The 24625-nt window shown below is 59.2% G+C and carries 26 protein-coding genes; 2 read left to right on the top strand and 24 right to left on the bottom strand.

The annotated features are described in order from the left end of the window. Position 1: 1 nt before the first annotated feature. The 9 genes from ccmI to ccmA form a co-directional block, all read right to left on the bottom strand. Positions 2 to 1282, bottom strand: coding sequence for a c-type cytochrome biogenesis protein CcmI (ccmI, locus tag KYE_RS10655; RefSeq protein WP_008173109.1), 1281 nt, complete (start codon positions 1280 to 1282; stop codon positions 2 to 4). Between the two features lie 68 nt (positions 1283 to 1350). Continuing rightward, on the bottom strand, positions 1351 to 1824 hold the full coding sequence (locus KYE_RS10650; RefSeq protein ID WP_008173108.1) for a cytochrome c-type biogenesis protein: 474 nt from the start codon (positions 1822 to 1824) through the stop codon (positions 1351 to 1353). After that, positions 1824 to 2360, bottom strand: a complete 537-nt coding sequence (locus tag KYE_RS10645; protein WP_008173107.1) for a DsbE family thiol:disulfide interchange protein — start codon at positions 2358 to 2360, stop codon at positions 1824 to 1826. Before KYE_RS10645 ends, KYE_RS10650 begins: the two co-directional genes overlap by 1 nt. Beyond that, positions 2357 to 4363 carry a heme lyase CcmF/NrfE family subunit gene (locus KYE_RS10640; protein WP_008173106.1) on the bottom strand — a complete coding sequence of 669 codons (2007 nt, stop codon included), beginning with the start codon at positions 4361 to 4363 and terminating at the stop codon, positions 2357 to 2359. The genes KYE_RS10645 and KYE_RS10640 overlap by 4 nt, the downstream gene beginning before the upstream one ends. Before the next feature lie 37 nt (positions 4364 to 4400). After that, positions 4401 to 4871 (bottom strand): cytochrome c maturation protein CcmE, encoded by a 471-nt coding sequence (gene ccmE / locus KYE_RS10635; protein ID WP_008173105.1) that lies wholly within the window; start codon positions 4869 to 4871, stop codon positions 4401 to 4403. A gap of 14 nt (positions 4872 to 4885) precedes the next feature. Further along, a complete protein-coding gene (gene ccmD / locus KYE_RS10630) occupies positions 4886 to 5125 on the bottom strand; it encodes a heme exporter protein CcmD (RefSeq protein ID WP_008173104.1) in 240 nt (79 codons plus the stop codon). Between the two features lie 3 nt (positions 5126 to 5128). Beyond that, positions 5129 to 5872, bottom strand: a complete 744-nt coding sequence (gene ccmC / locus KYE_RS10625; protein ID WP_008173103.1) for a heme ABC transporter permease CcmC — start codon at positions 5870 to 5872, stop codon at positions 5129 to 5131. 31 nt (positions 5873 to 5903) lie between these two features. Next, a complete protein-coding gene (gene ccmB, locus KYE_RS10620) occupies positions 5904 to 6629 on the bottom strand; it encodes a heme exporter protein CcmB (protein ID WP_008173102.1) in 726 nt (241 codons plus the stop codon). Beyond that, positions 6619 to 7257, bottom strand: coding sequence for a cytochrome c biogenesis heme-transporting ATPase CcmA (gene ccmA / locus KYE_RS10615; protein WP_008173101.1), 639 nt, complete (start codon positions 7255 to 7257; stop codon positions 6619 to 6621). Before ccmA ends, ccmB begins: the two co-directional genes overlap by 11 nt. Before the next feature lie 255 nt (positions 7258 to 7512). Here ccmA and KYE_RS10610 point away from each other — a divergent pair, with 255 nt between their 5' ends. Together KYE_RS10610 and KYE_RS10605 are read left to right on the top strand one after the other, a co-directional pair. After that, entirely contained in the window at positions 7513 to 8772 is a 1260-nt protein-coding gene (locus KYE_RS10610; RefSeq protein WP_008173100.1) for a flagellar hook-length control protein FliK, read from the top strand. Further along, positions 8769 to 9083, top strand: coding sequence for an EscU/YscU/HrcU family type III secretion system export apparatus switch protein (locus KYE_RS10605; RefSeq protein ID WP_008173099.1), 315 nt, complete (start codon positions 8769 to 8771; stop codon positions 9081 to 9083). The genes KYE_RS10610 and KYE_RS10605 overlap by 4 nt, the downstream gene beginning before the upstream one ends. On the opposite strand, the gene KYE_RS10600 is transcribed toward KYE_RS10605, so the two are convergent. From KYE_RS10600 to flhF, 15 genes are all read right to left on the bottom strand, one after another. Further along, the gene (locus KYE_RS10600; RefSeq protein WP_008173098.1) at positions 9069 to 10172 is read right to left on the bottom strand and encodes an ATP-binding protein; all 1104 of its coding nucleotides are present in this window, start codon (positions 10170 to 10172) and stop codon (positions 9069 to 9071) included. The genes KYE_RS10605 and KYE_RS10600 overlap by 15 nt on opposite strands. Next, on the bottom strand, positions 10169 to 12451 hold the full coding sequence (locus KYE_RS10595; RefSeq protein ID WP_008173097.1) for an ATPase, T2SS/T4P/T4SS family: 2283 nt from the start codon (positions 12449 to 12451) through the stop codon (positions 10169 to 10171). The genes KYE_RS10600 and KYE_RS10595 overlap by 4 nt, the downstream gene beginning before the upstream one ends. A gap of 26 nt (positions 12452 to 12477) precedes the next feature. Next, entirely contained in the window at positions 12478 to 12870 is a 393-nt protein-coding gene (locus KYE_RS10590) for a DUF2802 domain-containing protein (protein ID WP_008173096.1), read from the bottom strand. A 67-nt stretch (positions 12871 to 12937) separates the two neighbouring features. Continuing rightward, positions 12938 to 13426: a chemotaxis protein CheW gene (locus tag KYE_RS10585; RefSeq protein WP_008173094.1), complete on the bottom strand. Its 489-nt coding sequence runs from the start codon at positions 13424 to 13426 to the stop codon at positions 12938 to 12940. A 134-nt stretch (positions 13427 to 13560) separates the two neighbouring features. Next, positions 13561 to 14370: a chemotaxis protein CheW gene (locus KYE_RS10580; protein WP_008173093.1), complete on the bottom strand. Its 810-nt coding sequence runs from the start codon at positions 14368 to 14370 to the stop codon at positions 13561 to 13563. Beyond that, complete coding sequence (locus KYE_RS10575) at positions 14363 to 15160, bottom strand: ParA family protein (protein WP_039881985.1); 798 nt, start codon at positions 15158 to 15160, stop codon at positions 14363 to 14365. Before KYE_RS10575 ends, KYE_RS10580 begins: the two co-directional genes overlap by 8 nt. Before the next feature lie 194 nt (positions 15161 to 15354). Continuing rightward, positions 15355 to 16137: a flagellar motor protein MotD gene (gene motD / locus KYE_RS10570; RefSeq protein ID WP_008173091.1), complete on the bottom strand. Its 783-nt coding sequence runs from the start codon at positions 16135 to 16137 to the stop codon at positions 15355 to 15357. An 18-nt stretch (positions 16138 to 16155) separates the two neighbouring features. After that, positions 16156 to 16896 (bottom strand): flagellar motor protein, encoded by a 741-nt coding sequence (locus tag KYE_RS10565; RefSeq protein WP_008173090.1) that lies wholly within the window; start codon positions 16894 to 16896, stop codon positions 16156 to 16158. Beyond that, positions 16896 to 18059 (bottom strand): protein-glutamate methylesterase/protein-glutamine glutaminase, encoded by a 1164-nt coding sequence (cheB, locus tag KYE_RS10560; protein WP_008173089.1) that lies wholly within the window; start codon positions 18057 to 18059, stop codon positions 16896 to 16898. The genes KYE_RS10565 and cheB overlap by 1 nt, the downstream gene beginning before the upstream one ends. Positions 18060 to 18124: 65 nt before the next feature. Then, positions 18125 to 20275, bottom strand: coding sequence for a chemotaxis protein CheA (locus tag KYE_RS10555; protein ID WP_008173088.1), 2151 nt, complete (start codon positions 20273 to 20275; stop codon positions 18125 to 18127). A 16-nt stretch (positions 20276 to 20291) separates the two neighbouring features. After that, positions 20292 to 21077, bottom strand: a complete 786-nt coding sequence (locus KYE_RS10550; protein ID WP_008173087.1) for a protein phosphatase CheZ — start codon at positions 21075 to 21077, stop codon at positions 20292 to 20294. Positions 21078 to 21097: 20 nt separating this feature from the next. Then, positions 21098 to 21481 carry a chemotaxis response regulator CheY gene (gene cheY / locus KYE_RS10545; protein WP_008173086.1) on the bottom strand — a complete coding sequence of 128 codons (384 nt, stop codon included), beginning with the start codon at positions 21479 to 21481 and terminating at the stop codon, positions 21098 to 21100. Positions 21482 to 21643: 162 nt separating this feature from the next. Beyond that, positions 21644 to 22387: an RNA polymerase sigma factor FliA gene (locus KYE_RS10540; protein ID WP_008173085.1), complete on the bottom strand. Its 744-nt coding sequence runs from the start codon at positions 22385 to 22387 to the stop codon at positions 21644 to 21646. Positions 22388 to 22418: 31 nt separating this feature from the next. After that, positions 22419 to 23231, bottom strand: coding sequence for a MinD/ParA family protein (locus KYE_RS10535; RefSeq protein WP_008173084.1), 813 nt, complete (start codon positions 23229 to 23231; stop codon positions 22419 to 22421). 85 nt (positions 23232 to 23316) lie between these two features. Beyond that, positions 23317 to 24612 carry a flagellar biosynthesis protein FlhF gene (flhF, locus tag KYE_RS10530; RefSeq protein ID WP_008173083.1) on the bottom strand — a complete coding sequence of 432 codons (1296 nt, stop codon included), beginning with the start codon at positions 24610 to 24612 and terminating at the stop codon, positions 23317 to 23319. Between the last annotated feature and the right edge of the window lie 13 nt (positions 24613 to 24625).

Raw genomic sequence — 24625 nt, 5'->3', positions numbered from 1 at the left:
ATTAATCGATCAGTTGCTGATCGATCACAACCGCTACCGGCGCGTCCTGGCTTTCGTTTACCGCCACGGGCGTGTCGGTGCTGCCCTGCCAGTCACCCGCCTGTGCGTTGACACTGCCGGAACGACTGAGACGGGCCGTCACGACGACCTGGTCAACACTGGAAATGGTGGCCTGGGGTGACATCGCATACCGGTCGTCCAGGCGAATTTCCACCGGCAACTGGTCTGCTGTCAGCCGCGCAACGGCCAGCGGAGGCCCCTGCCGGACATTGGCCTGACGCGCAAAAAGAAACAGCGTGGTATCCGCCGGCACCTGGTCCTGCAAGTCCTCGGCGAGCGTCACTCGAACAGTAACCCCGACACCGGATGCTTCAGGTTCGGCCACCCGCGCCGGCGGTTCCTCACCCAGACGGGTGTAGGCTTCACGAATCCCTTCCTGTATGGACGCGATCTGCGGGTGGTCCGGTGCAACGGTTTGTATTCGCTCCCAGAACTCGATGGCTTCCCGGTAATTCTCCTGGCTGAAGGCATTGATACCCAGCAATCCCAGGGCATTGACTTCATCCGGGTTCAGGTCACGAGCCTGTTCAATGGCCGCGGTGACCTCTTCCGTCATGGCACCCTGGCTACCGAAGAACAGCGCCTGGGCAGAAAGACCATAAGCGACGGCTTCTGCCCGCTCATCGTCACTGACATTGTTGGCCAGTTGCCTGAACGCCCAGGCCGCATCATCATAGCGCTCCAGTCGCATGTAGGTGCGCCCCAGCATTGCCCAGCCATCCGGATTATCCGGGCTGGCTTCCAGCCGTTCCCGGAGCTGTCCTGACAGTTCAATCATCTGGGCCTGTCTGAATCCGTCGGTGGCGCCCATCTCCTCCATGGTGATGAACTGCTCAACCCGGTCCATCGCCCCCCAACGCTCATATAGGTAAACGGTAGCCGCCGGGATCAGAAGAATCGCCACCAGCGCCACTGCCATGGCACTTTTTCGGCCACGGATTACAGGCCGCGCCTGTTCCTGTTCCTGTTCCTGTTCCGGCACATCGTCCAGCATGCTGCCGGCGAGCTCTCCCTTGAGCTGGCGGTAATTCTCGTCATCCAGAATACCGGCCTCGTATTCGCTATCGAGTTCCTTCATCCGGGAGCGGTAGGCCATCAGGTTCTGGTTTTTCAGATCCGTCTGTTTTCTCGCACCCAACTGATGGAAAAAGACCGGGTACATCACAAACATAAGGGCAAGAATGATCAGTACCGTTGCAGCAATCCAGAAAGTGTCAGTCATGGAGTTTCAATCACAGGTTCAGAATTAAGAATGAGGTGGCGACCAGGGCATTCCGGGTAAAGCCAGCGTCAGGACCATCTGTCCCGGTCTGCCAGCATTTTGTCGACCCGGGCTTTTTCTTCGGCACTCAGCGCTGGGCTTTCCGGCCCGGCCCGCCGGGAGCGGATGACCACACCGGCCACCACGAGAAGCCCACCCAGCACAGTAATGGCCGGGGTCGCCCAGAGTAAAAAGGTCCGGCTATCGAATTCCGGCTTGTAGCGGACAAACTCACCGAATCGGCCTACCAAGGACTCAACGATCTCCTCGTTGCTGGCGCCGTCTTTCATCATCCGGTAGACCGCATCGCGCATATCCTTGGAGATAGGCGCGTTGGAATCGGCGATGTTCTGGTTCTGGCATTTCGGGCAGCGTAATTCCGCGATCAGGTTTTGGTAACGCTGCTCCTGAGCCCGATCCGAAAAATCGTATACGTCGGCCACCTCGGCTGCAGCGGCACCGGAAAGCAGAAGCACCAACATCAAATAAACGATCCGGACCATCAGCCATTCCCCTGAGCGTCATTGAACACAGGCAGCAGCGTTTGTTCCCAGACCGCCTTATTGACCACACCCACATGGCGATAGCGAACCACGCCTTCGGCATCAATCACGAAGGTTTCCGGCGCGCCGTATACCCCCAGATCAAACCCGAGTGTGCCCCGGGGGTCATAGATGATTTTCCGGTAAGGGTCGCCCAAACGGTCAAGCCACAACAGCGCATCCTCGCGGTTGTCCTTGTAGTTGAGACCAATGATGTTGACGCCTTTCTCTTCGGCCAGCCACATCAGGTCGTCGTGCTCGTCCTTGCAGGCGGGGCACCAAGTGCCCCAGACATTCAGCAGAGTGACCTGGCCACGAAACAGGCTCTGATCGAGCACGACATCAGCGTTGTGCAAATCTTTCAGACTGAACTCTGGCACCGGTTTGCCAACCAGAGCCGATTCCAGTTTGGTCGGATCCTTGCCGATACCCGCGAACAGCACGACACCAACAACAAGGGCAATCAGCAGTGGCAGAAAGAGCAGGAACCGCTTCATGAGGTAACTCCAGCGGACGTCGCAGAACCTGGCTCAGGCGCGACAGTATCGGTCTGCACCTTCGTGTCAGCTCCCTCCCGGATGCGGTAGCGGCGATCAGCGATAGCCAGGAAGCCGCCGGCTGCCATAAACAGCGAGCCCAGCCAGAGCCAGCGAACAAGCGGCTTGTATTGCAGCCGGATGGCCCAAGCCTCGTCGGTGATGCGCTCACCAGTGGCCACGTAGATGTCCCGGAACAGACCGGCGTCGATATCGGCCTCGGTCATGACGCTCATCCCCACGGAGTATTGGCGCTTCTCGGGATGAAGCACGGAAACACGCTCGCCATCCAACATGACATCGAAGGTGCCATATTGAGCCGTAAAGTTAGCGCCCTGGCGCGCGCCGATATCCCTGAATACAAAATGATAATCGCCGACGGTCGCGACATCGCCCGGCACCATGCGAACATCACGCTCAATGCCGTAGTTGGAAACCACCGTAGCCCCCGCCATGGTAATGGCCAGGCCCAGATGCCCGAGCACCATGCCGTAATAGCTGCGGGACTGCCGCTTGAGGCCGTGCAGACGGCCTTTTCGGGACGATGATTTTTCCCAGAGATCCCAGAAAGTAGCAACGGTTACCCACATGGCAGAAAACACGCCGAGGAAAGCCCAGGGCTTGAACCCACCATAGCCGATCAGGACCGCCGTGGTGGCAACGATGCTGATTGCCAAGGGCCACAGCAGTTTGCGCGCCAGCCAGCCACCATCGGTTTTCTTCCAGCGGGAGAAGATACCAGCGCCCAGCAACAGGCCCGTTGCGACGGCCAGTGGGCTGAACGTCAGATTGAAGAACGGTTCACCGATCGACAGTTTGCCCAGTTCCAGATAATCAAGAACCAGCGGATACAGTGTGCCGACCGCCACCAGAATCGTGGCGGAAACCAACAGTACGTTGTTAAGAAGCAGGAAAACCTCTCGGGAAAACGAGCCGTAGCGCGACCGGACGTGAACCACCGGCGCCCGGAACGCATAGAGCGCCAGGCTTGCGATCACCGTTACTGCCAGCAGGCCCAGCAGGAAGGTGCCCCGCTCCGGGTCCGCCGCAAAAGAATGCACAGAGGTGAGCACGCCGGAACGGACCAGGAAAGCGCCCAGCAGACTTAGTGAAAAGGTGACAATGGCAAGCAGTACGGTCCAGCTCTTGAACACGCCGCGCTTCTCGGTAACGGCCAGCGAGTGCATGAGTGCAGTCCCCGACAACCAGGGCAGCAACGATGCATTTTCGACCGGATCCCAGAACCACCAGCCGCCCCAGCCCAGCTCGTAGTAGGCCCACCAGCTCCCGAGGGCGATACCCAGAGAGAGAAAGGCCCAGGCAACCGTGGTCCAGGGGCGCGACCAACGGGCCCAGGCGGCATCGAGGCGGCCATTGATCAGCGCAGCAATGGCAAAAGCGAAAGCAACGGCAAAGCCGACATAGCCCATGTAGAGCATCGGCGGATGCACGATCAGCCCGAAATCCTGGAGCAGGGGGTTCAGATCTGCGCCATCGGCGGGCACATTGGGCAACAAACGGTCGAACGGATTGGAGGTAATCACGATAAACAGTAGGAAGCCGACGCAGACCATGCCCAGCACCGAGAGCACCTGGGAGATCATCACCGCCGGCAGGCGACGGCTGAAAATAGCGACCGCCAACGTCCAGCCCGCCAGCATCAGTATCCAGAGTAGCAGCGAGCCCTCGTGACCGCCCCAAACAGCGCTGAACTTGTAATACCAGGGCAACAGGCTGTTACTGTTATTGGCCACATAGGCCACCGAAAAGTCGTCAGTCACGAAGGCATGGGTCAAGACGGCAAAAGCAAGCCCCACGAAGACAAACACGCCGGACGCCAGCGGCCTGGCGAACGCCTGAAGATTGTTTCTGCCGGTCAAAGAACCGGCCAAAGGGACTACAGATAGAAGCACTGCCAACAACAGTGCGAGAATCAGTGCAAGCTGTCCGAGTTCGGGATACATTAAAGGCCTCCAGAAACCAGGCTGTTAGATAAATCGGTTAGTAGGACACGGTTTCCGCACTGCCACTGGCTGCATGCCGACCCTTCGAGGCCTTCTCCAGCGCATCCGCGACTTCCGGCGGCATATAGTTTTCATCGTGCTTGGCCAGCACTTGATCGGCCACAAAGCGGCCACTTTCATTCAGCCTGCCCATGGCAACCACACCCTGCCCCTCGGCAAACAGATCCGGAAGGATACCGGTGTACTGAACCGGCACAGACGCGTTGAAGTCGGTCACCTTGAACTCAACCATCAGGCTGTCCGGATCACGCAGAACCGAGCCCTCCTCGACCATTCCACCGGCCCGGATTCTGACATCCACCGGCGCTTCGCCGGCGGAAATCTGGCTGGGGTCATAGAACAGATTGATGTTCTGGCGCAGCGCATAGGTACTCAGACCCACCGCGATGCCCAGCCCCACCAGCAGGAACAGGACGATTGTCAGTCGCTTTTTTCGGATTGGATGCATGAGCTATCTGCCTTTCAGTCTTGGGAAACCTTGACGCGGGTGAAGGACGCTGCCGAAGCCGATGCGGCCTGCTGGTCCTGCCGGCCTGCCTGGAACTCATAACCGCGACGGCAGGCCTCAATAGCGGCGTTGCGGCGACGCAGGGACCATACCATAAGGCCAATCATCAGCAGGAAAAATACGGCGTAACAGGCCCAGACATAGGGCCCGTGACCTTCCATCACCATAAATGCCGAAAAGGATTCAAATGCCATGCTTCAGCCCCTCCCGGCCAACACATAATCTTTAACCCAGCGCGTTCTCTGCTCGCGCAGAAGAATCTCGGTCTGCATACGCAAACAGGCCAGCCAGCCGAACAGCAGGTACAGCCCGAGTACCGAAAGGAGCAGCGGTACCCACATTTCCGCCGGCATGGACGGCTTTTCAGTCAGTTTGAACGTCGACGGCTGATGTAACGTATTCCACCATTCAACGGAGTACTGGATAATCGGTATATTCACCACCCCGACCAGAACCAGCACCGATACAGCCCGCGCCGCGGATTTTTCGTCGTTGATTGCCCTGTCCAGGGCAATGACACCACCGTACAGGAACAGAAGAATCAGCATCGAGGTCAGCCGGGCATCCCAGACCCACCAGGTACCCCAGGTGGGCTTACCCCAGACCGCTCCGGTAAACAGGGAAAGAAAGGTCAGTACCAGCCCCACCGGTGCGACCGACTTGACGAATACATCCGCCAGCTTCATGCGCCAGACCAGAGTGACGACAGCCGCCACCGCCATCATCACGTAGACCGACTGGGCGAGAAAGGCCGTGGGGACGTGGATGAAAATAATGCGGTAGCTGTTGCCTTGCAGGTAATCCTTGGGAGCATAGGCCAGCCCCCAGACAATGCCTGCCATCAACAGCAGGATGCCACCTGCCAGTAGCCAGGGCATCAGCCGGGCTGCAATCCCGAAGAACCATTTGGGAGAACCCAGCTTGTGAAAAAATTGCCACATCAGATGGTTACCGTCCTACCGTTACCTTGTTTTACCCGTTGAACAGGCTGATACGCAGCGCCGCTGCCGATGCAAAGGGTGCCAGGGTCAGTGCCAGCACCAGAAACGCGCCCATCAGGGCCAGATAGGCTCCCGCGGGAGCGCCCTCTGCGGCCGAAGCCACCGTACCTGTTCCGAAAATCAGGACGGGAATGTACAGCGGAATGATCAACAGGGACAAGAGCACCCCTGCCGACCGTAATCCAAGCGTCAGCGCCGCGCCGATTGACCCGATCAGACTCAGCACCGGTGTACCGATCAGCAGCGTTAGACACAAAACTCCGATGGAGTTCCCGTCAAGATGGACCATTACGCCCAAAACCGGCGTTAGTACCACCAGCGGCAAGCCTGTTAACACCCAGTGCGCCGCTGTTTTCGCCAGTACCAGCAGAAACAGGGGCTGGGGCTGAAGCACAAGTTGCTCGAGCGTGCCGTCGTCAAAATCATGGCGAAACAGGTGGTCCAGCGACAACAACACCGATAGCAACGCCGCTACCCACAGGATACCGGCCCCGGCCTCCCGCAGAAATGACACTTCCGGGCTAACCCCCAGGGGAAAAAGGGTTACGACCATGACAAAAAACAACAGCGGATTGAGCAGATCCTGGCGCTGCCGGAAGGCCACCTTCATATCCCGGGCAAACACGGTCTGCATTGCCGCCAGCGCACCGACGGTGTCTTGCCGCAAAGTCAGTGCCGGCCTGCAATCAGCATTCATCGGTCGACCCTCCGCCCAACACAATGCGTTGCATACCGGGCAATCTGAGATCGTGATGGGTCGTCACTACCACCGCACCTCCCTCGGCAGCCCGTTGTTGAAGCAGCTGTTCAATGGCGCTGACACCGCTGGCATCAATGGCGGTAAAAACTTCATCCAGCAGCCAGAGCGGCTCGTCGGCAATCAACAGGCGCGCCAGGGCAACCCGTCTTTGCTGCCCCGCCGAAAGATTGCGACAGGGCACATCCTGGAACCCGGTCAATCCGGTGCCATCAAGCGCCTGACGCAGAACGGGATCTGGCAGCGGCCGCCGCCCGGCCGTCAGTGCCCGGAGATTCTCCATCGGTGTCAGCAACGGCTTTATGCCAGGCCGGTGGCCAAGATACAGGGTATTGCGGATGAATTCTTCCCGCTGGGCAGACCTGGACTTGCCGCACCAGAGCAGATTGCCGGACCAGGCGTCGTTCAGGCCGGCCAGCATTCGCAGCAGCGTGGTCTTGCCGGAGCCGTTCGGCCCCTCGACACGGGCGACCGTACCGGGCAGTATGGAGAACGACAGGTCACGGAACAGGATCCGTTCATCCCGCTCGCACTGCAGATCGACAGCCTGTAATAACGGCTCAGACATCAGGACCCCGTAACCAGGACGATGCGCGTGAAGACGGCATCGGGTGCATTCGTGACAGCGGCGACCATGAACATTGTTCGCGCATGACCTGCCGGCGCGGCGTATTATAACAAAAGCGCCGGCGGATTACTCTTGTCCAACATCAAATCAGTGACGATGAAACTACCCAACGGACAACAGCCCCCGACACCTCCAGCCCAGCCTGCAACACAGACGTCCCGGCCTTCAGTCTCAACCGAAGCGGCCCGGGAGCCCGTGGCCGCATCAGCGCGGCAACTGCTCGATCAGCTGCAGCTGACGAACCGGGAAACCACCCTGGCCCGGGTGGCCGAGATCATCAACCGTCAGGGCGGTAACAGCGCGGACCTGTTACTGGACATTCGCGGCAAGTCTCTTCTGGTTCAGGCGGCCGTCGGCAAGACTGAACTGGCAACCGGTGACTGGGTAAAAGTGATGCGGGCCGGCAATGAGCTGCAGCTGATGGGCAAACTGGCACCCGCACCCGAAGCCGGTATCGCCCGAGCGCTGGCCCAGCGACTGCCCTGGCAGCAAACCCTGGATGCCGGACTGGCAAGACTGCTGGGCACTCTCACACAAGGCCTCCGGCAAGACCCGCTACCGGGCCAACTGCCCTCATCTCGAGGCCCCCAACCTCTGCCGGAGGCCGCCAGGCAGGCTATTGAACAAATGGTGGCAAGGCTGCCTTCGGGGAACAGTCTGACTCCCGGTTCTGGCAGCCAGGACACGACATCGCAACAGGTCCGCCAATGGCTTTCGGAAAGTGGCCTGTTCGCCGAGTCGCGACTGGCCCAGGCACCCTCTGCCCAGTTGCCCGATCTCAAGCTGGCGCTCGGTAGAGTGATCACCGCCTTGCTTGTCCAACAGGGCAGTGCACCGGAACACTTCAACCGGCTGACACCCATTTCAACGCCGGAGCTGATGCAGGCGCCACTGCAATTTCCGCAACCACTGGCCACACCCCAGGCCCCCGGCAGTGGCGAAGCGCCCAGCGTCGGGCAGATGCTCCGCCTGCTGGCCGGAATGCTCAACCGGATCACCGTCAACCAGTTGCACAGCCAGGTACTTACTGCCCGTGGTGGCGGCGATGCAGCAGGGCCCGCACCTGCCTCTACCCTCGTACTCGATCTGCCATGGCTGACGCCACAGAATGAACCGAGGCTGGCGCAGGTCCGGATCGAACAATATCCCGAAGACCGGGAATCGGAAACCCGATCCGCGAAAACCACCACAGCCGAGTGGCGGCTTTCACTGACCATGGACCTGGATGAGGCTGGCTCCCTGCATTTCGATGTTGCCCTTCGCCAACAGGCAGTGAGCGCCCGGGTCTGGGCAGAAAAACAGACAACCCTGCGTCAGGTGAACCAGGAGCTTCCCGCGTTGCGACAGAGCCTAACCGATCTGGGCCTGGAAGTGACAGACCTGGATTGCCGCCGCGGCACGCCGCAAAGCAGCGTCACCCGACTCGAACACAGACTGGTGGATACACGGGCATGACATCAGAAACAGAACAGCAAAGCAGGGCCGCCGTTGCGCTCAAGTACGACGGTGAGAAAGCGCCCACCATCAGCGCCACTGGCACCCACGAGCTGGCGGAGGAGATCATCCGAATCGCCCGGGAGCACAACGTTCCCCTTTACGAAAATGCGGAGCTGGCCAGCATTCTGGCCCGCCTGTCACTGAACGAAGAGATTCCCGAATCGCTCTACCGGGTAATTGCGGAGATCCTGGCGTTTGCCTTCCACATTCGCGGGCTCACCCCAGAAGATCGCAAACCCGGCGCACCGGATGATTCAGTGAATCAGTGAGCGCAGCGCCCAGGCCTGCTGCCAGTTGTCGCCACGCCTTGGCGCCACCGTGGTTTCAAAGTAATGACGCAGCCGGCGCCGATCCTCCGGCTGGTCCTTCAGGGCCGAGCCGATGATGTGGTGCATCAGCTGCTCAACCGTGATGCTTCCGCCACCGTAATACCAGGCGTTGAGGCTGGCCGCGTGAGCGACCGACACGGCTTCCGCGGCGGAAAGAGCCGAACCGGCGAGTCGGTCGGTACTGCGTCCATCAAGTGTCTGACCATTGCGCAGCTCGTGGAACATGGTCACCAGTACCTCGATGACCGATTCTTCAAGTGCCACCTCTATCCCGGCCCGACTGTTGGCCCTGCCAACCTCCCGGAGAACCACATCCATCTCGTCGGCCAGATTGCGGATCGGGCGTATTTCCTCGAAGTCCATGCGCCGCTTCAGGGCGGCGCTCATCCGGTGTACACCCTCATCAATACTGTTGGACGTGGCGATGACGTTAAAGCCTTCCCGCGCAAGCACCACACCGTCCTCGCCCGCCAGCTCGGGAATCACCACCACCCTGTCGGACAGCACAGAGAGCAGCGCATCCTGCAGCGCCTGTGGGCAGCGGGCGATCTCTTCAAACCGGACCATTTGCCCTTCCATCATGCCCCGCAGCAAGGGGCTGGGTACCAACGCCCTCAGGCAGGGGCCCTCGGTATGCAGTACCGCTTCGTTCCAGCTATACAGCAGTTGCCCGACGCTGCTCACCGCCCCACCCTGCAAGGTTAACGTGGAGCTTCCCGAAATGGCGGCGGCCAGCAACTCCGACAACCAGGATTTGGCGGTACCCGGCTCGCCGACCAGAAGGCAGCCGCGGCTGGTGCACAGGGAAATGATGATCCGGACCACCATGGCCCGGTCGGCAACGAACTTCCGCTCAATGCCGAGTTTCTCATCCCCCATGACGAACTTTTCCACCGCCCGCGGCGACATCTGCCAGCCTGGTGGCACCGGGCCATGATCCATACTCCTGAGCTTGTCCAGCTCCGCGGCGTAGACTACCTCCACGGGCTCCCGCTGGGCCGCCTTGTTAACAGATTGCTTGTTGCTCATTCCTGACTCCTGCGGCCGCCCCGAACTTCCGGTGCCATGCGCTGCCTCGGGAGAATCCGCGGCAGTTCGGAAAGCGGAATAATGCCTTCAATCACATGGTCCAGGGCGCTGTCCCGCATGGTCACCAGGCCGGCATCAAGAGCTCGCCAGCGCAGCTCCCCGATGGGCGGCTGGCTGGAAATGGCGTTCCGGATGTCCGAATCGACTTCCATGTACTCGACAATTGCCACTCGACCCTGGGTACCCCGACCATTGCATTTGTCGCAGCCAGCGCCTTCAAAGCAGCCAAAATCCGCCGGGGGGCCATCCGGAAACACCTCGGACAGAATCACCGGATCCGGCTCTGCAGACTGACGACAATGCTTGCAGATACGCTTGGCCAGGCGCTGGGCAATAACGGCCAACAGCTCACCAGCGATGGAGTTCGGGTGGATGCCCAGATCGTACAGCCGTTGCAACGAATCCACCGCGTCGTTGCAGTGCAGCGTCGACAGGACCACGTGCCCGGTCTGGGAGGCCCGGATTGCTTCCAGCGCGGTTTCCTGGTCGCGAATCTCGCCCACCAGAATCACATCCGGATCTTCCCGGACAAACGCTCTCATGGCATCGGCGAAACCAAAGCCAATTTCCGACCGCACCCGGGTCTGCTGGATGTTATCGATGGAGTACTCGATGGGATCTTCCACCGTTATCACTTTCCGACGGCCATCATCGGCAAGGGTCTGCAGCCCGGCATACAGGGTAGTGGACTTGCCGGAGCCGGTCGGCCCCACCACCAGCACCAGCCCCGCCGGGTTATCCAGCAGTCGCTGATAGCGGGCACCGATCATGGATGACATGCCGAGTTCGGCGATGGTCATGGCACGCCCTGTCTGGGGTAGCAGGCGTATAACCGCATTTTCCCCATGGAGCGACGGCTGGGTCTGGATCCGCAGATCGTAGGCCATGTCGCCCAGTTGCAGGCGCGAACGTCCGCCCTGGGGCAGCCGGTGCTCGGCGATGTTCAGCTCGGCACGCAGCTTGATCACGTTGATCACCCCTTTGATCTCCCGGGGCGACAACTGGTATTGGGGCAGATCATGGAGATCGCCATCCACCCGCAGGCGAATGCGAATCCGGTCACCGTACTGTTCTATATGGATGTCGCTGGCTTTTTCACTTACAGCGTCCATCAGAATGGCTTCGTAGACAGACACCAGATAGGGGCTGACGTGCTTGTTTTTCGGATCCTTGCCCAGAAGCTGATCCTTGCTGCCAGTCGGGTCCGCCGCCTGGTTCGGGGTTGGTTCCTGATCCGCTGCAAAGCGGCGCCCTTTGGCAGTCAGATCAAGAGCTGACCAGAGCCGACGAAAGTCCGTCGGTGTAACCAGCAGGCAGTCAACCACCTGGTTAGGACTCAACCGCTCGAGCTGATCAGTGCGCGCATCGGGATCGTCGGTCACAACCGTGATCCGACCATCTTCCTCGGCGATGGGTATCAGTCGTGAGAGATCCAGAAACGTTCGGGAAAATCGCCGGAAAAGCGCCGGATGGAGATCCGGCAGAAGCTCGTCCGCATCGGTGAAGGTCATGCCCCGCTGACGGGCAAGAGAACGGTAGAGATCAATCTCTTCAAGATTCAGTTTCCGGCGGAGCACGTCCAGCAGCCGGCAATTCTGCTTCGCTGCCTCCGCCTTTGCCTCGGCCAGGACCGCTTCGTCCACGACACCCTGATCAATGAGGATCTGCTCGACGTTACGGTTGAAGTCGACCCAGCCCAGGGTGCGCATACGCTTGAGCTTGGCACCCTGTTTTTCGAACATGGCCAGGCTCGGGACGGGTCCCGCTCGCCCTTCAAGACACACCAGGCGCCCCCCCTCACGAACCAGGTGCGCCAGGGCAGTCTGGTCCCTGACAAACGAGGTACACAAAACGAGATCACAGAGTGGATCAGGCTCGGGCGCCTCTTCCGCACGGGCAACAACGACATCCACATTGTGCATACCCAGACGGACAAACCGCTCTCTGGCAGCCTCGGCGACAACGGCATTCCGCTCCACGTACAGGACCCGATGGGCGAGCCCGGACAGCACAGCGGCAAAATAGCCTGAGCCACCGCCCACGTGCATCACCATCTGATCCGGTTCTATTTCCGGGAGCAGGGAGAGAATGTGGCTGACAGTTTCTTCGCGGGGAATGGAGTGGCCGGTTATCGAGGCAACCAGGTCGGAACCGGAAACAAAATCATGGCGGGATACAGATCGAAGGGCCTCAAGGGCCCTCGGATAGACTCTCTTCATTCAACAACGTCCGTAACGGCTTGGTATCAGGCCGCCTGACGTTTTCTGAGTGCTGACACCAGCTCGGCCTCGGGACGGGAAATTCCGCACGTGTTCATAAGATCGTCGATATCGGCGCCGAGATCAATCAGTCGAGAGGCTTCATCGTAAGAGATTCGCAGCGGATCGTTCTGGCGCATTTCGTCGAGCGTGGTCCTCAGCTCGTGCAACTGACGCTCACAGCTAACCAACCGCTGCCCTACCCCCATGCTGCCACTGGTGGTGGCATGCAGTTCCCGGCCAAGGGTATCACAGCGCTCTTTCAGCGTTGCTCGGAGGCTACGTACCTGGCGCCCGAGAACCAGGCCCTGAACGAAAACCAGAGACAGGGCCGCAACAGTCAGCGCCCAGGGAAGGTATGAAGGAATTTCTGCAAACATGACGGATGTCTCCCGTTAATTGCCACGGAAGGCATCCATCGTGAGGCCTGTAGCGGGTTGCCCCGGATCACAGTGCCGCGATTTCAGCCCACTCGTGGTCTGACAGCATCTTGTCGAACTCAACCAGAATGATCAGTTCGCCATCCTTGTTGCACACGCCCTGGATAAATTTGGCACTTTCCTCGTTACCCACGTTCGGTGCAGTTTCAATTTCGCTGGCTTTCAGGTACACCACCTCGGCGACAGAATCCACCAGAATGCCCATAACCTGGTTGGCAGATTCCATAACCACAATCCGGGTGGCATCGGTTACTTCGGCATCGGCCAGGCCAAAGCGCCGGCGGGTGTCGATAACGGTAACCACGTTACCCCGAAGGTTGATGATGCCGAGCACATAATCCGGGGCCCCCGGAACCGGAGCAATCTCCGTGTATCTCAGCACTTCCTGAATCTGCATGACGTTCAGACCGTAGGTCTCATCATCCAGCCGGAAGGTAACGTACTGCAGTACCTGATCGTCCTGGGCCTGATTGGTTTGTCCGCTCGGGGATGCCATAGCGATGTTTCTCCTCTTGGGCTGCCCGGCGGGCAACCTGATCGTCAAAAAAATATCATCAGTGCCCAATACTATAGTTAAGGGCACAAACCGTGCCAGCACGGCTCGGTTTCATTCAGTAACCATTGTTTGCGTCAGCTCAGATCCAGATGGTGCTCTCTTTCCGCCCTCACCAGCAAGTCTGCCATGGTGCGCACATCAATCAGCGCACACATGTGGTCAATCACAGTGCCGGCCAGCCACGGACGCTTGCTTCGGGCTGTGCGCCAACGCACTTCGTCCGGCCGGAGGGTAAAGGACTGGGCGACGTCATCACAGGCGAGCCCCCAGTCGCTGTTATCCAGCCGGATCACGAACCGGTAGTTGTCCCGGGCATCGGGCGGCACCCGCCCTGCCATGATCCATTCGGCGGTATCCACCACCCTCAGGTTCTGATCCCGGTCCGGGCGGATTCCCATGTACCAGCGTGGACTTCCCGGGATGGGCCGGATCTCTTCTTCAATGCGGTGAATGGCACCGAGCAGAATCAGAGGCACCGCCAGCTGCAGACCGGCCACCGTGAAAATGAGGCACTCAAAGGGCTGTTCTGACCACTCCGGGCGGGACGGCGGCGCGGCCGGCTCCGGCGCAGGCTGAGCTTCAATCCTTGCCTTCGGCACCGGCGCTTCCGGCACCTGTCGCACCACTGGCCTCTCAGGTTCCGCCGGCGTTTCCCGGACCCGTTTGGGTGGTTCAGGTCTTGCCGGCGGTTTTTCGACGGTTGGCACAGATGCCGGTTTCGTGCGGGTTGCCACCCGCGGTTCCGGAGGTGCAGGTTTCACCGGTTCCGGCGCTTCGATTTCCTCCCGAAGCGCCGTATCAGTGGCCGTGTGCAGCAGTTCGTCAAGATAACTGGCAATGGCAGTTTCCGGATCCGCCAGCCGTGTCAATTTATCGTCAGCCATGCTGACGCTCCTTCACCCTGCCCACCCGGGCCATGAGATCATCCAGCAGATGGCTGTAGGCGCGGACACCATGGGTTTCGGCATCCAGCGCGGACGGTGTTATGCCGCCCTGGCTGGCATCCCGAAACTTGGTGTCCACCGGAATCGCAAACTGCCAGAGGGACTCGCGGTAGGTCTTCCGCAACAGGTTCAGGCTTTTCACCGACGCCTGTGTCCGCCGGTCATACAAGGTGGGCACAATGGTGTAAGAAAGTTCGTTTTTCTGGGAACGCATGATCATCTTCAGGGTGTGGAGCATGCGCTCCAGGCCCTTGATGGCCAGAAATTCGGTTTGCACGGGAATGATCAGATGCTGGGCTGCCGCAAGGGCGTTAACCATCAGAACCCCCAGAGAGGGAGTATTGTCGAGCAGGACATAATCAAAGTCGTCCCAAAGCTGAGTCAGGGCCCGGGAAATGATCAGCCCCATGCCTTCCACGCCGATCATTCGTCGCTCAAGGGTAGCCAGGGCTGCACTCGCCGGCAAAAGGGACAGGCCCTTGCAGCTGGTCTCCGTAATCAGTTGGGCGGGTAGCCCTTCCGGAACCTTGCCCTGGTGCTGGAACAGGTCGAAAACACTGTGCGCGATTGTATCCGGATCGTAACCGAACCAGCTGGTGAGCGAGCCATGCGGGTCCAGATCCACAACGAGAACACGCTTGCCGCGTTCGGCAAGCAAGCCGCCCAGGGCGACCACACTCGTGGTTTTACCGACACCACCTTTTTGATTGGCTACTGCCCAGATTCGCACGCTTTGATTCTCCAGAGAATACATCGGTGTGGCCGGCAATTAACCGTTGCCACAGTCCCGTTTATCGGCCATTCCGCGGGCAACTTGAACCAGTCCTCGGAAAATCCGGCAAGCTGTTGCCGGCGCCTTATTGTTAACGGGGAGTAATACAGGAACCATGCCAATGGCTCTATACGCATCTGCCGACGATCGGGTCAGCGCATGGCACCGCGAATACTGGCGTCACGGGAGATCAGCAATACCACCCGGCGGTTTCTGCGGCGCCCTTCCTCAGTGTCATTCCGGGCAACCGGCTGATACTGGCCATAGCCGACAGCCGCCAGACGTTCCGGCTCGATGCCCTCCATCACCAGCATCCGGACCATGGCAGCCGCCCGGGCGGCTGACAATTCCCAGTTTGACGGAAAACGGGAGGTACTGATCGGCTGATTATCGGTGAAGCCTTCCACTTTGACAGCGTTGTCCCGGTTGTTCAGAACCGTGGCGATTTTCTCGACCACCTCGAACGCATCGTAATGGGGCTCGGCATCGCCGCTGCCAAACAACAGACTGTTGGGCAGATTCAGCTCCAGCCACTGGTCGCTGGTCTCAAGCGACACCACGCCCTGGTTGATCAGCTCATCAAACTCCATGGAAAGCTGGTCAGCCATGGCTCGCAGCGCTTCGGTCCGCGCCTGCGCGTCCATCTCCGGATTTCGGGGCGCTTCGGTCACCGCCGGCGGGATTACGTTCTCGGCAGGCGCATTCAGCGATCTCTGGGGCTGGTCGCCAATCTCGATTGGCTGGAAGGAGCGCTGGGGTGCATTGAACACGCCGGTCAGGGTTTCAGAAAGGACTTTGTATTTGCCTTCGTTAACGGACGATACCGAGTACATCACGACGAAAAAGGCGAACAGCAGGGTGATGAAATCCGCGTAGGAAATCAGCCACCGCTCCTTGTTGTGCAGATCATCCTGGGGTTGCCTACGGCGCCGCATAAGTTGGCCTGCGCATGCTTACTGCAGGAAGCCCCGCAGCCGCAATTCGATGGATTTCGGGTTTTCACCCTCGGCGATGGCAATCAGGCCATCGATCATCATGTCCTCATAGCGGGTGCGCTCCCGCACGATACCGCGCATCTTGTTAGCGACCGGGAAGAACAGGAGGTTGGCCAGCGCCACACCGTAGATGGTGGCTACAAAGGCGGTTGCGATCCCGCTACCCAGGGATTGGGGATCCTCAAGGTTGGTCATCACCTGGATCAGGCCCATGACAGCCCCGATAATGCCGATGGTTGGCGAGTAACCACCCATGGCCTCGAACACCTTGGCCGACTCCAGATCCCTCTGCTCACGGGATTCCAGATCAACTTCCATGATGCCCCTGATGGTCTCGGTTTCGGCACCGTCGACCAGCAACTGCAACCCCTTGCGGGCAAAGGGCTCCGGCTCGCGCTCGGCAAGCCCTTCAAGGCCTAGCAAGCCCTGCTTGCGAGCTTTTACACTCCAGTCAATGACTTTTCCGATACCGTCTTCAAGGTTGATAAACGGCGGGAAAAAGACCCAGCGCACCTGAGTGAAAGCCCGCTTCAGCATGGGCCACGAGGTCTGCAGGATAGTCGCGGCCAGAGTGCCACCGATGACGATGATGGCCGCCGGCCCATTAAACAGTGAGCCAACCGCTCCGCCTTCCAGCAGGTTACCGCCAAGAATTGCGGCAAAGGCCAGTATGACCCCGAGCAGGCTCAGGATATCCATCAGCACACACCTTCCGCGAGGCGTGGCCCGATCTCGTCCAGGGACAATACATCATCCGTCAGCCCTGCCTTGGCGACGGCCATCGGCATGCCGTAGATCACAGACGATTTTTCATCCTGGGACCATATATCGGAACCGCTCTGCTTCATCATCCGACAGCCTTCTTTGCCGTCCGAGCCCATCCCGGTAAGAATGACGCCCAGCGTCTTGCCCGGAAAGCTGCGGGCAAGAGAACCGAAGGTAACGTCCACGCAGGGTTTGTAATTGAGCCGCTCGTCTCCGGGCAGAATACGGATCCTGGGCTGTCCGCCCCGATTCTCGACCATCATCTGTTTGCCGCCGGGCGCCAGCAAAGCCAGGCCGGGCCGCAACACATCACCATCCTCAGCCTGCCGGACTTCAATCCGGCAGAGCTTGTTAAGGCGTTCGGCGAAGGCAGGCGTAAAACTCGCCGGCATATGCTGCACCAGAACAATCGGTGCCGGGAAGGTCGCGGGCAACACCGTCAGTACCCGCTGCAGGGCAACCGGGCCGCCGGTTGAAGTACCAATGCCAACAACGGCGTAATGCTTGGCCGGCCCACGGCGGCCATGGCGCCTGGGGGCCTCGGTTTCGCCCGGAGAACCTGCCGACGCTGCCGGAGCCCGGGTGTCAGGACGCTGACGCGGTGCTGGTTCCGGACGCGGGCGCCCTGCAGGCTCCGGCGCCCGGGAGGCCGGAGCTGAAGGTTCCGCGCGGGAAGGCGCAGGAGAACGGTTGCCGGGACGACTGCGGGCTACATCCAGAATCCGCTCAATCAAGATTTTCTGAAGCTGACTGTTGTCCCGGGCAATTTCTTCGAAATTCTTGGGCAGAAAATCAACGGCGCCGGCCTCGAGCGCATCCAGTGTGACCCGGGCGCCCTCATAGGTGAGCGATGAGAACATGAGCACCGGTATCGGATGTTTGCGCATGATTTCGCGCACGGCAGAGATGCCATCCATCACGGGCATCTCATAATCCATGGTAATCACGTCGGGACGCAGTTTCTCGGCCAGCTCAACGCCTTCCCGACCATTGGTCGCAGCACCTACCACTTTGATCTGGCCGGAGCTGGTCAGGATTTCCGTCAGCCGCTTGCGAAAAAACCCTGAATCGTCAACGACCAGGACAGAAACTGTCATCCACTTCTCCTACCCAATCCATCGTTCTTCGGCCTTCTCTGGCAAAAAGCGCCGGAAGGCCCGGCTCAACCGTAATGTTGCAACAGGCTTGGCACATCAATAATGAGTGCAATCCGGCCATCGCCGGTAATAGTGGCACCGGCCATGCCTGGCGTACCCTGGAGCGCTCGCCCAAGGGGCTTGATAACCACTTCTTCCTGACCAACCAGCTGGTCGACCACGAACCCGACCTGCTTGGTACCCATGGCCACAATGACAACATGGGCGTTATCGGGCACCTCCTGGCCAGCACCGCCACGAACCAGCCAGCGCTTGATATGGAATAGCGGGAAGACTTTATCCCGAACCACAATGCACTCGCGCCCATCGACGATGTTGGTCTTGGTCAGGTCCAGATGGAAAATCTCGACCACGTTGACCAGCGGCAACGCAAAGGATTGATCGCCCAGCATGATCATCAGGGTGGGCATGATGGCGAGCGTCAGCGGAACCTTGATGACAATGCGAGAGCCCTTGCCCAGCTCGGATTCGATGCTCAACTGGCCATTGAGCTGGCCAATCTTGGTTTTCACCACATCCATGCCGACGCCACGTCCGGACACATCCGAAATCTGCTCCTTGGTGGAGAATCCGGCGGCAAAAATAAGGTTGTAACACTCCGAATTGGTCAGCCGGTCCGCGGCGTCCTGGTCGTAGATACCCTTTTCGACTGCTTTGCGGCGCAGGACTTCCGGATCCATGCCCGCGCCGTCATCCTCGATAAACAGCAGAATATGGTCTCCCTCCTGCTCGGCAGAGAGGGTAACCGTGCCCTGGCGTGGCTTCCCGGCCTTCTCGCGGACTTCCGGAGCCTCGATCCCGTGGTCCACCGAATTCCGCACCAGGTGAACCAGCGGATCAGACAGCGCTTCAACCAGGTTCTTGTCCAGATCGGTTTCCTCGCCATGCATCACCAGGTTCACCTCTTTCTTGAGGTTTCTGGCGAGATCGCGCACAACGCGGGGGAACCTGCCGAACACCTTTTTGATCGGCTGCATGCGGGTCTGCATGACGGCGGACTGGAGATCAGTCGTAACCACATCCAGGTTGGATACCGCCTTGTGCATGTGTTCGTCTTCACTTTCAGCACCCAGACGCTGCAAGCGGTTACGCACCAGCACCAGCTCACCCACCATATTCATGATGTCATCGAGCCGCTTGGTGTCGACACGAACCGTCGTTTCCGCGGCCGGGGCATTCTCGCGAGCAGGCATCGCCGGTGCGGCAGCGCCTTTGGCCTCCGGCTTCTCGGCCGGCTTCGATTTTTCGGGCTTTGACGTGTTTGCTTTCGGTGAAGCCGGCTCTTTTGAAGATGCAGGCTGTTTCGGCGCTGAGGGCTGTTTTGGAGCTGCAGGCTCTTTCGAGGCTGAAGGCTCTCCGCCCGCGGTCGGGCTTCCGCCCTTGCCGTGAAGATCGTCCAGCAGTTTCTCGAATTCGTCGTCGGTGATCAGGTCGTCGCCGCCAGCAGATCCGGCCTTGGCAGCCGGCTTTTCTTCTTTACCAGAAGCCTCTTCCTCGCCAGCTGGCGCACCGGCAAACTGACCTTTTCCGTGCAGTTGGTCCAGTAGCGCTTCGAATTCGTCGTCGGTTATTTCGTCGTCTCCAGAACTTTCCTGGTCACCGCCGGCCGATCCGGCGCTCGAAGCCGAGGAAACCTCCGCTGATTTCTCGTCCTGCAGTGCGTCCAGAAGCTGTTCGAACTCGTCGTCGGTGATGTCGCCACCGTCTTCTGCCGGTTCGCTCTCTTCCTGCTCAGGTTGAGCGGCAGCGGCCGGTGCCCCCTCGCCTTCAGGCTGGGCCAGGGCATCCAGACGGGCAATAAGTTCGTCCGGAGCCGGTGTCAGCTCCTCATGATTGCGGACCTGCTCAAACATGGCATTGACGTAGTCGAGTGCTTCTAGAACCACGTCCATCAGTTCGGAATCCACCTTGCGCTTGTGATTACGCAAGATGTCGAAAACGTTTTCCGCGGAATGGCAGCAGTTCACCAGCGCTTCAAGCTGAAGGAAGCCGGCTCCGCCTTTCACGGTATGGAAACCACGGAAGATGGCGTTGAGCAGATCACTGTCGTCAGGATGTCGCTCAAGATCTACCAACTGCTCTGACAGCTTTTCGAGGATCTCGCCGGCTTCTACGAGGAAGTCCTGCAAAATCTCTTCATCAGCATCAAACGCCATGCGTTACCCTCATTATTCAGAAACCGAGACTGGACAACAGGTCGTCTACGTCGTCCTGCCCCGAAACTACATCTTCACGCTCATCGGCCTTGATCTGGGGCCCGACGCCCTTCTCTGCAGACTCTTCTTTTTCTTCAATCTGGTGCACCGTGCCCGTGAGCTGGTCCACATGACTGGCCATCACCACCAGGCTGAGCATCTGCTCCTCAACCTCTTTCACAAGGGCGGTGACCTTCTGGATGACCTGACCTGTCAGATCCTGATAATCCTGAGCCAGCAGGATTTCCGACAGGTTGCTGTACATGGTGTCGGCATCGGTTGCCATGCTGACAAAAAAGCGATCAATCCGGCCGTACAGCTCGCGAAACTCAGCCGGCTGCATTTCCCGGCGACGCAGGCGCTGCCACTCATCACGCAACGCGGCGGCCTCGTCTCTGAGGGCATTGGCCACCGGCATGGTTTCCTCAACCAGGTCCATGGTCCGGTTGGCTGCTTCACCGGTCATCTGCACAACGTATTCGAGACGATCAGAGGCATCTGTCATCTTTGACAGTGCTTCCTGTTGCTCGGCGTTACGGGGATCAATCTGGAAGTTCCGGATTGCTTCGTGCAGGCTCCGCGTCAGCCGCCCTACCTCACGGTACAGACCCTGATCCCTGACTTCGCTGAGTTCATTGATCAGGGTCATGGCTTTGGCATAATCACCCGCATCAACACTCTCGGCCAGTTCCGCTGCCTGCCGCTGGAGCTTTTCCGTCACCTCCGGTTCAAGGCCCCGATGGTTCTTTTTGCTATCGCTCATGAGAGCCATCCGACCTCTGGTTACTGGATTCTTTCAAAGATTTTCTCAATCTTTTCCTTGAGCACGGCAGCGGTGAACGGCTTGACCACATACCCGTTTACGCCTGCCTGGGCAGCGGCAACGATCTGGTCGCGCTTGGCCTCAGCAGTTACCATCAATACCGGCAGGGTTTTCAGATTCTCGTCCGCCCGAACGGCCTTGAGCAGGTCGAAGCCTGACATGCCAGGCATGTTCCAGTCGGTCACCAGAAAATCGTATTTGCCGCTTTTGAGCATTGGCAGTGCCGTGTTGCCGTCGTCAGCTTCATCGGTGTTGGTGAAGCCAAGATCACGCAGCAGGTTCTTGATGATCCGTCGCATTGTGGAGAAGTCGTCCACAATGAGGATTTTCATGTTTTTGTCCAATGGGACCTCCAGTTAGTAACACCCGGAATTCGTTTGACCTTTGCGTTCAAAGTCTAGCAGGCCGCTGTTTTAACCGCTTATTGTCGGACCTTTGCTTCGGTTGTAAAGCATCGGTTACCAAAAACTACAGACTACCTCGTTGGCGACACAGACTGAACGCGGTCAGTTGTCCGATTCCTGACGCCAATCCGAGAGCCGTCCCCGAAGGCGCAGGGCTGCCTGGCTGTGAATCTGGCTTACCCTGCTCTCACTGACGCCGAGCACCGCGCCAATCTCCTTGAGGTTCAGTTCTTCCTGGTAGTAAAGGCTCAACACCAGCTTTTCCCGCTCCGGCAGGTCTTCAATCGCCTCAGCGAGGCTCCGCCGGAAGGCATCGGAGGACAACCCCTCAAGGGGATTATCCTGCGTCTCTGTCTGTTCTATCGGCAGCTCTCCGGATTCATTGAGCTCGTCGAGGCTAAAAAGTCGACCGCTGTTGGAACCGGAAAGGTAGGAGTGGTATTCGGGCAGCCCCATACCCAGCTCTTCGGCCACTTCCTGGTCGTGGGCTTCGCGGCCAAGTCTATCTTCAACGGCCTTGATGGCCTGGGAAATGCGACGGGCGTTGCGATGAACAGAACGTGGCACCCAGTCACCCTTGCGGATTTCGTCCACCATGGCGCCGCGAATACGGATACCGGCGTAAGTCTCGAAGGTAGCACCTTTGGTAGAACTGTAACGCTGTGCGGCCTCGAGCAGACCGATCATGCCGGCCTGCATCAGGTCTTCAAGCTGGACGGACGCCGGCAGGCGAGCCATCAGGTGAAGGGCAATTTTCTTGACCAGCGGCGCGTGCTGCTCAATAAGCTGAGCCGGCTTCTGCGCACTTGACTGGTTATAGATTCCGAGGTTTTTCGCCAATGTCATGTATCCGGTTTTTTGTTTGACTGGATCCGATTCAGACTTCGACGAGCCGCTCCACAAAAAATTCCAGATGCCCGCGGGGAGAGGACGGCAACGGCCAGCTATCTACCTTGTCCGCCAGCGCCTTGATGGCCAGTGAAGCTTTCGCCCTGGGATAGGCGTCCAGCACCGCACGCTGCCGCTGAACTGCTTTCTTCACGGCCTCATCGTAGGGGACTATTCCTACGTATTGTAGTGCCACATCGAGGAAGCGCTCGGTGACCCGGGTCAGTTTTTCAAACAGATGCCGGCCTTCCTGCTCATTCCGGACCTGATTGGCAAGAATACGGAAGCGGTTGGTTCCATAATCACGGTTCATCAGCTTGATCAGGGCATAGGCATCGGTGATCGAGGTCGGCTCGTCGCAGACAACCAGCAGCAGCTCCTGCGACGCTCTCAGAAAACTGACCACTGACTCGGAAATACCGGCAGCGGTATCCACGATCAGGACATCAATCTGATCCCCCAGCTCGCTGAACGCGTTAATCAGCCCGGCATGCTCCATGGGGCTGAGCTGGGTCATTCTCTGGGTACCGGAAGAGGCAGGAACAATCTTGATGCCGCCGGGACCATTCACCAGAACGTCCTTGAGATCACAGTCGCCCGCCAGAACATCCTGGAGGTTACGGTTGGCGGTAATGCCAAGCAATACGTCGATATTGGCCAGCCCCAGGTCGGCGTCGAGCAGCACCACTCTCCGGCCTTTCTGCGCCAGGGCGATTCCGAGGTTCACCGACACGTTACTTTTGCCGACTCCACCTTTACCGCCGGAAACTGCAATCACCTGTACCGGTTGTGCTTTGCTCATACTGTTTTTTGTCTCTCGCCACGTCTAGCCGGGGGCTGTTGTTCGGACGCTCACTGTTTGTTTGTCCGGTCCGGGGTTCATGAGTTCAGGCCCCCTCTGCGACCGCCTGCTGTTGCTGGAGTGTTTTAAGCCGGTCCACGGCCAACCGCACCAGCGGAACTGCTTCTGCGTGGTGCAGGTCTTCAGGAATCTTCTGGCCGTCTGTGTAATAGGCTACCGGCAGACCGGTTTCCATCACAAAGCCGAGAGATTCACCCAGCGTGAGGGCTTCATCAATCTTGGTCATCACACAGCCCGCAAGATTTGCCATCTTATAGCAATGCCAGACGGATTTCATGATGCGCGGCTGACTCGTTGCCGAGACTACCAGATGCGTTTTGATATTGTGATGGCTGCGCGCCAGTTCGGCCAGCTGTTCCTGATAGCCTTTGTCCGCGCTGGTCAGCCCGGCGGTATCGATCAGTACCAGGTGACGGTCTGACAGCTCGTCCAGAATATCGTCGAGACTGTGGCTCTCGTCTACCACACGAACGGGCACATTCAGGATGCGCCCGAAAACAAACAGCTGCTCATGAGCTGCCACACGGTAACGGTCGGTGGTCACCAGTGCCACCGAGTCGGAACCGTGTTTGAGCACGTAGCGAGCGGCGAGTTTTCCGATGGTGGTGGTTTTCCCGGACCCTGTCGGCCCCACCAACGCGTAGGCGCCGCCCTCATCCAGCCACTCCATGCGGGAGGTCCGGACCCCGGTACACAGTATTTTCAGGGACTGCTTCCAACCGTCTTCCAGACGCCCCGCCTTGTGACGACGGGAAATTGACCCCGCCAGATCACTGCCGAGGCCGAACTCCTGCAAGCGCTCGGCAAGCCTCTGCTGCACGGCGGTGGTCGCAGAAACCTCCGGCTCCGGTTGCGGCCGACGGCCCTGCATCATGTCTCTGAGCGAGCTGATCTCGGCCCGCATCTGCGCCAGCTCATCGGAATAGGCTTCCCTCGGCGCCTGTGGCAGAGGTTCAATATCACCAAAACCACCGCTCACCTCTTCCTGAATGGCAGCGAACGAACCGGCGTAGCTCGCGCCCTGCGATGCCCGCTTTTCCCGTACTTCACGGATGCGGTCCCGGGACCGGCTCAGCTCGTCCTCAAGACGCCTGTGCTGGTCGGCCTGCATCTCGGCCAAGCGGGACCCGTTGGTGGCTTCTTCTGCCTGGTTGCCCAGTCGCTGGCGCGCCATATTCTCGTCATAGTCCAGCGCAGTCACAATTTCGACACCGCCGTCGACCCGACGATTGGAAAGGATCACGGCGTCCGGCCCCATCTGTTCACTGACCTGCTTGAGCGCCTCTGCCATGGTCTGAGCAAAAAACCGTTTTACTTTCATGATGCCTCTTCCT

This window comes from Marinobacter manganoxydans MnI7-9 (assembly GCF_000235625.1).
Lineage (GTDB): Bacteria > Pseudomonadota > Gammaproteobacteria > Pseudomonadales > Oleiphilaceae > Marinobacter > Marinobacter manganoxydans.
The sequence above is the reverse complement of the archived record's forward strand: the minus strand, read 5'-3'. Positions and strand labels throughout refer to the sequence as shown.

Excerpts from the sequence above, each read along its gene's own strand:
- ccmI (WP_008173109.1), bottom strand. The coding sequence starts at position 1,282 with ATGACTGACACTTTCTGGATTGCTGCAACGGTACTGATCATTCTTGCC.
- KYE_RS10650 (WP_008173108.1), bottom strand. The coding sequence starts at position 1,824 with ATGGTCCGGATCGTTTATTTGATGTTGGTGCTTCTGCTTTCCGGTGCC.
- KYE_RS10645 (WP_008173107.1), bottom strand. The coding sequence starts at position 2,360 with ATGAAGCGGTTCCTGCTCTTTCTGCCACTGCTGATTGCCCTTGTTGTT.
- KYE_RS10640 (WP_008173106.1), bottom strand. The coding sequence starts at position 4,363 with ATGTATCCCGAACTCGGACAGCTTGCACTGATTCTCGCACTGTTGTTG.
- ccmE (WP_008173105.1), bottom strand. The coding sequence starts at position 4,871 with ATGCATCCAATCCGAAAAAAGCGACTGACAATCGTCCTGTTCCTGCTG.
- ccmD (WP_008173104.1), bottom strand. The coding sequence starts at position 5,125 with ATGGCATTTGAATCCTTTTCGGCATTTATGGTGATGGAAGGTCACGGG.
- ccmC (WP_008173103.1), bottom strand. The coding sequence starts at position 5,872 with ATGTGGCAATTTTTTCACAAGCTGGGTTCTCCCAAATGGTTCTTCGGG.
- ccmB (WP_008173102.1), bottom strand. The coding sequence starts at position 6,629 with ATGAATGCTGATTGCAGGCCGGCACTGACTTTGCGGCAAGACACCGTC.
- ccmA (WP_008173101.1), bottom strand. The coding sequence starts at position 7,257 with ATGTCTGAGCCGTTATTACAGGCTGTCGATCTGCAGTGCGAGCGGGAT.
- KYE_RS10605 (WP_008173099.1), top strand. The coding sequence starts at position 8,769 with ATGACATCAGAAACAGAACAGCAAAGCAGGGCCGCCGTTGCGCTCAAG.
- KYE_RS10600 (WP_008173098.1), bottom strand. The coding sequence starts at position 10,172 with ATGAGCAACAAGCAATCTGTTAACAAGGCGGCCCAGCGGGAGCCCGTG.
- KYE_RS10595 (WP_008173097.1), bottom strand. The coding sequence starts at position 12,451 with ATGAAGAGAGTCTATCCGAGGGCCCTTGAGGCCCTTCGATCTGTATCC.
- KYE_RS10590 (WP_008173096.1), bottom strand. The coding sequence starts at position 12,870 with ATGTTTGCAGAAATTCCTTCATACCTTCCCTGGGCGCTGACTGTTGCG.
- KYE_RS10585 (WP_008173094.1), bottom strand. The coding sequence starts at position 13,426 with ATGGCATCCCCGAGCGGACAAACCAATCAGGCCCAGGACGATCAGGTA.
- KYE_RS10580 (WP_008173093.1), bottom strand. The coding sequence starts at position 14,370 with ATGGCTGACGATAAATTGACACGGCTGGCGGATCCGGAAACTGCCATT.
- motD (WP_008173091.1), bottom strand. The coding sequence starts at position 16,137 with ATGCGGCGCCGTAGGCAACCCCAGGATGATCTGCACAACAAGGAGCGG.
- KYE_RS10565 (WP_008173090.1), bottom strand. The coding sequence starts at position 16,896 with ATGGATATCCTGAGCCTGCTCGGGGTCATACTGGCCTTTGCCGCAATT.
- cheB (WP_008173089.1), bottom strand. The coding sequence starts at position 18,059 with ATGACAGTTTCTGTCCTGGTCGTTGACGATTCAGGGTTTTTTCGCAAG.
- KYE_RS10555 (WP_008173088.1), bottom strand. The coding sequence starts at position 20,275 with ATGGCGTTTGATGCTGATGAAGAGATTTTGCAGGACTTCCTCGTAGAA.
- KYE_RS10550 (WP_008173087.1), bottom strand. The coding sequence starts at position 21,077 with ATGAGCGATAGCAAAAAGAACCATCGGGGCCTTGAACCGGAGGTGACG.
- KYE_RS10540 (WP_008173085.1), bottom strand. The coding sequence starts at position 22,387 with ATGACATTGGCGAAAAACCTCGGAATCTATAACCAGTCAAGTGCGCAG.
- KYE_RS10535 (WP_008173084.1), bottom strand. The coding sequence starts at position 23,231 with ATGAGCAAAGCACAACCGGTACAGGTGATTGCAGTTTCCGGCGGTAAA.
- flhF (WP_008173083.1), bottom strand. The coding sequence starts at position 24,612 with ATGAAAGTAAAACGGTTTTTTGCTCAGACCATGGCAGAGGCGCTCAAG.